Here is a 3,511-nt window from a genome sequence, read left to right on the forward strand (position 1 = left end):
CTATTTTCTAATATGATGATTTTTATGAGTAATTATCGCACCACGCTCATTTTAAATGCAATTCTTTGATCCATCTCAGAGGATTGGTCAAAGTTTGGCCTTTCATCTCGTGCAAAAAATGCGTAATATACGCCGCCTTGCAGTCACAGTATGGTCATTTCTTAACTCATGCGCATCGGACAATATCAGCTCAGAAATCGCCTGATCGCAGCGCCCATGGCTGGCATTACAGACAGACCTTTTCGGACGTTGTGCTACGAGATGGGAGCCGGATTGACAGTATCCGAGATGATGTCTTCTAACCCACAGGTTTGGGAAAGCGACAAATCTCGTTTACGGATGGTGCACATTGATGAACCCGGTATTCGCACCGTGCAAATTGCTGGTAGCGATCCGAAAGAAATGGCAGATGCAGCACGTATTAACGTGGAAAGCGGTGCCCAGATTATTGATATCAATATGGGTTGCCCGGCTAAAAAAGTGAATCGCAAGCTCGCAGGTTCAGCCCTCTTGCAGTACCCGGATGTCGTTAAATCGATCCTTACCGAGGTCGTCAATGCAGTGGACGTTCCTGTTACCCTGAAGATTCGCACCGGCTGGGCACCGGAACACCGTAACTGCGAAGAGATTGCCCAACTGGCTGAAGACTGTGGCATTCAGGCTCTGACCATTCATGGCCGTACACGCGCCTGTTTGTTCAATGGAGAAGCTGAGTACGACAGTATTCGGGCAGTTAAGCAGAAAGTTTCCATTCCGGTTATCGCGAATGGCGACATTACTGACCCGCTTAAAGCCAGAGCTGTGCTCGACTATACAGGGGCGGATGCCCTGATGATAGGCCGCGCAGCTCAGGGAAGACCCTGGATCTTTCGGGAAATCCAGCATTATCTGGACACTGGGGAGTTGCTGCCCCCGCTGCCTTTGGCAGAGGTTAAGCGCTTGCTTTGCGCGCACGTTCGGGAACTGCATGACTTTTATGGTCCGGCAAAAGGGTACCGAATTGCACGTAAACACGTTTCCTGGTATCTCCAGGAACACGCTCCAAATGACCAGTTTCGGCGCACATTCAACGCCATTGAGGATGCCAGCGAACAGCTGGAGGCGTTGGAGGCATACTTCGAAAATTTTGCGTAAACAGAAATAAAGAGCTGACAGAACTATGTTCGAACAACGCGTAAATTCTGACGTACTGACCGTTTCTACCGTTAACTCTCAGGATCAGGTAACCCAAAAACCCCTGCGTGACTCGGTTAAACAGGCACTGAAGAACTATTTTGCTCAACTGAATGGTCAGGATGTGAATGACCTCTATGAGCTGGTACTGGCTGAAGTAGAACAGCCCCTGTTGGACATGGTGATGCAATACACCCGTGGTAACCAGACCCGTGCTGCGCTGATGATGGGCATCAACCGTGGTACGCTGCGTAAAAAATTGAAAAAATACGGCATGAACTAATTCAGGTTAGCTAAATGCTTGATTAAAAAGGCGCTACTCGGCATGGGGAAGCGCCTTTTTTATAGGTGTCACAAAGGGAGTGACCATGAGAACAGGATGTGAACCGACCCGGTTTGGTAATGAAGCTAAGACCATTATTCACGGTGATGCGCTTGCCGAACTTAAAAAGATCCCCGCCGAAAGTGTCGATCTGATCTTTGCCGACCCACCATATAACATCGGTAAAAATTTTGATGGTCTGATCGAAGCCTGGAAAGAAGATCTGTTTATCGACTGGCTGTTTGAAGTGATTGCAGAGTGCCACCGCGTTCTGAAAAAGCAGGGCAGCATGTACATCATGAACAGCACGGAAAACATGCCCTTTATCGATCTCCAGTGCCGCAAGCTTTTTACCATCAAAAGTCGCATCGTCTGGTCATATGACAGTTCTGGAGTACAGGCGAAAAAACACTACGGCTCCATGTACGAACCCATCCTGATGATGGTGAAAGACGCAAAGAACTACACATTCAACGGTGATGCTATTCTGGTAGAAGCCAAAACCGGATCGCAGCGCGCGTTGATCGATTATCGCAAAAATCCTCCACAGCCATACAATCATCAAAAAGTACCGGGTAACGTCTGGGATTTTCCGCGCGTGCGTTATTTGATGGATGAATATGAGAACCACCCGACGCAAAAACCGGAAGCCTTACTGAAACGCATTATTCTCGCCTCTTCCAACCCAGGCGATATCGTTCTCGACCCGTTTGCCGGTAGCTTTACTACCGGTGCCGTAGCCGTCTCTAGCGGGCGAAAATTCATTGGTATTGAGATCAACAGCGAGTACATCAAAATGGGGCTTCGACGGCTGGATGTCGCGTCGCATTACTCTGCGGAAGAACTGGCGAAAGTGAAAAAAAGAAAGACCGGCAACCTGTCAAAACGAAGCCGGTTAAGCGAAGTTGACCCCGATCTCATTGCAAAGTAAAGGAAGTGTAAGCCTGGTTTTCAGATTATTCATTTCGTGTATATTTCCTGCCAGACTTGGTTAAACATACACAGGCTCAGGTAATGATTCGCAAGTATTGGTGGCTCGTCGTTTTCGCTGTCTTCGTTTTTCTGTTTGATACTTTACTGATGCAGTGGATTGAACTGCTGGCAACAGAAACAGACAAATGCCGCAATATGAACTCAGTTAATCCACTAAAACTGGTTAACTGTGACGAACTGAATTTTCAGGACAGAATGTGAATTTACATGACACTTAATTCATTCGTTTGATGAATTAATTTCGTTATGTTTTCATCTGGCATGAACATTCTTAATACGTTATCGACCAGAGCGGGGGCTTGTTTATAAAGATCATAACCCGCCATATTCATTAACCAGTTTTGAACAATTCCGCTGAAGGCACCATTAATAATAATCATCACAACATCTAAATCGAGGTTATTTGCTACACAACCTTGTTGCTGACACGCCTGCAATACTTCGCGGAGAGTCTGCGGATTGAAGCCCATCTTTTCGCGTATCACTCCCTCGGCCAGCATCTCATCATTAAATTCACATTTGTGATATAAGATTTTCAGCAACGCCTGCTGGCGGGGAATTTTGGCAATATATTGCAAGCCGACAATCAATTTTTCACGCAATTGTTGAAATGGGTCATGCTCTAACCCAGCCGTCAAGTGATCCTGGATTAACTCTCGCAATGAAGGCTGTTGCAACCACATCTCATTAAACAGTTGAGTCTTGTTTTCGAAGTGCCAGTAGATAGCGCCACGCGTAACGTTAGCAGCGTCGGCAATGTCGTTGAGTGTCGTCTTGCTTACGCCATGCTGCGCAAACTGGGCGATGGCAGTTTCAATCAGTTCTTGCCGGGTCTTCAGAGCTTCGGCTTTGGTTCTTTTTGCCATGATTAATTATTCAGGAAATAAATATATTCGACACAGAGTGAGAAAATAGCGAAGGTTAATCTATCACCTAATGTGTATTTATACGAGAGGCTAATATTGATTTGCTATAAATCGTCAAATAAATAATATATATTATTTACCTAAGATACATTCACTA

General features: G+C 46.0%; 5 protein-coding genes. 4 read left to right on the forward strand and 1 reads right to left on the reverse strand.

Annotated elements, in window-relative coordinates:
* Positions 1–168: 168 nt before the first annotated feature.
* From dusB to E0D98_RS22400, 4 genes are all read left to right on the forward strand, one after another.
* Positions 169–1,134 carry a tRNA dihydrouridine synthase DusB gene (gene dusB / locus E0D98_RS22385; RefSeq protein ID WP_001219652.1) on the forward strand — a complete coding sequence of 322 codons (966 nt, stop codon included), beginning with the start codon at positions 169–171 and terminating at the stop codon, positions 1,132–1,134.
* Between the two features lie 25 nt (positions 1,135–1,159).
* Entirely contained in the window at positions 1,160–1,456 is a 297-nt protein-coding gene (gene fis / locus E0D98_RS22390) for a DNA-binding transcriptional regulator Fis (RefSeq protein ID WP_000462905.1), read from the forward strand.
* Positions 1,457–1,541: 85 nt separating this feature from the next.
* Positions 1,542–2,426, forward strand: coding sequence for an adenine-specific DNA-methyltransferase (yhdJ, locus tag E0D98_RS22395; RefSeq protein WP_001258900.1), 885 nt, complete (start codon positions 1,542–1,544; stop codon positions 2,424–2,426).
* Between the two features lie 83 nt (positions 2,427–2,509).
* A complete protein-coding gene (locus E0D98_RS22400) occupies positions 2,510–2,689 on the forward strand; it encodes a DUF2556 family protein (protein ID WP_001295275.1) in 180 nt (59 codons plus the stop codon).
* A gap of 2 nt (positions 2,690–2,691) precedes the next feature.
* Here E0D98_RS22400 and acrS read toward each other — a convergent pair whose 3' ends face one another.
* Entirely contained in the window at positions 2,692–3,354 is a 663-nt protein-coding gene (gene acrS / locus E0D98_RS22405) for a multidrug efflux transporter transcriptional repressor AcrS (RefSeq protein ID WP_001129509.1), read from the reverse strand.
* Positions 3,355–3,511 lie beyond the last annotated feature (157 nt).

Origin of the sequence: Escherichia sp. KCJ4928 (genome assembly GCF_004352695.1) — a bacterium.
Taxonomy (GTDB): Bacteria; Pseudomonadota; Gammaproteobacteria; order Enterobacterales; family Enterobacteriaceae; genus ECMA0423.

What these genes read in the sequence shown, in the direction of transcription:
- acrS (WP_001129509.1), bottom strand. Translation starts at nt 3,354, where the DNA reads ATGGCAAAAAGAACCAAAGCCGAAGCTCTGAAGACCCGGCAAGAACTG.
- dusB (WP_001219652.1), top strand. Translation starts at nt 169, where the DNA reads ATGCGCATCGGACAATATCAGCTCAGAAATCGCCTGATCGCAGCGCCC.
- E0D98_RS22400 (WP_001295275.1), top strand. Translation starts at nt 2,510, where the DNA reads ATGATTCGCAAGTATTGGTGGCTCGTCGTTTTCGCTGTCTTCGTTTTT.
- fis (WP_000462905.1), top strand. Translation starts at nt 1,160, where the DNA reads ATGTTCGAACAACGCGTAAATTCTGACGTACTGACCGTTTCTACCGTT.
- yhdJ (WP_001258900.1), top strand. Translation starts at nt 1,542, where the DNA reads ATGAGAACAGGATGTGAACCGACCCGGTTTGGTAATGAAGCTAAGACC.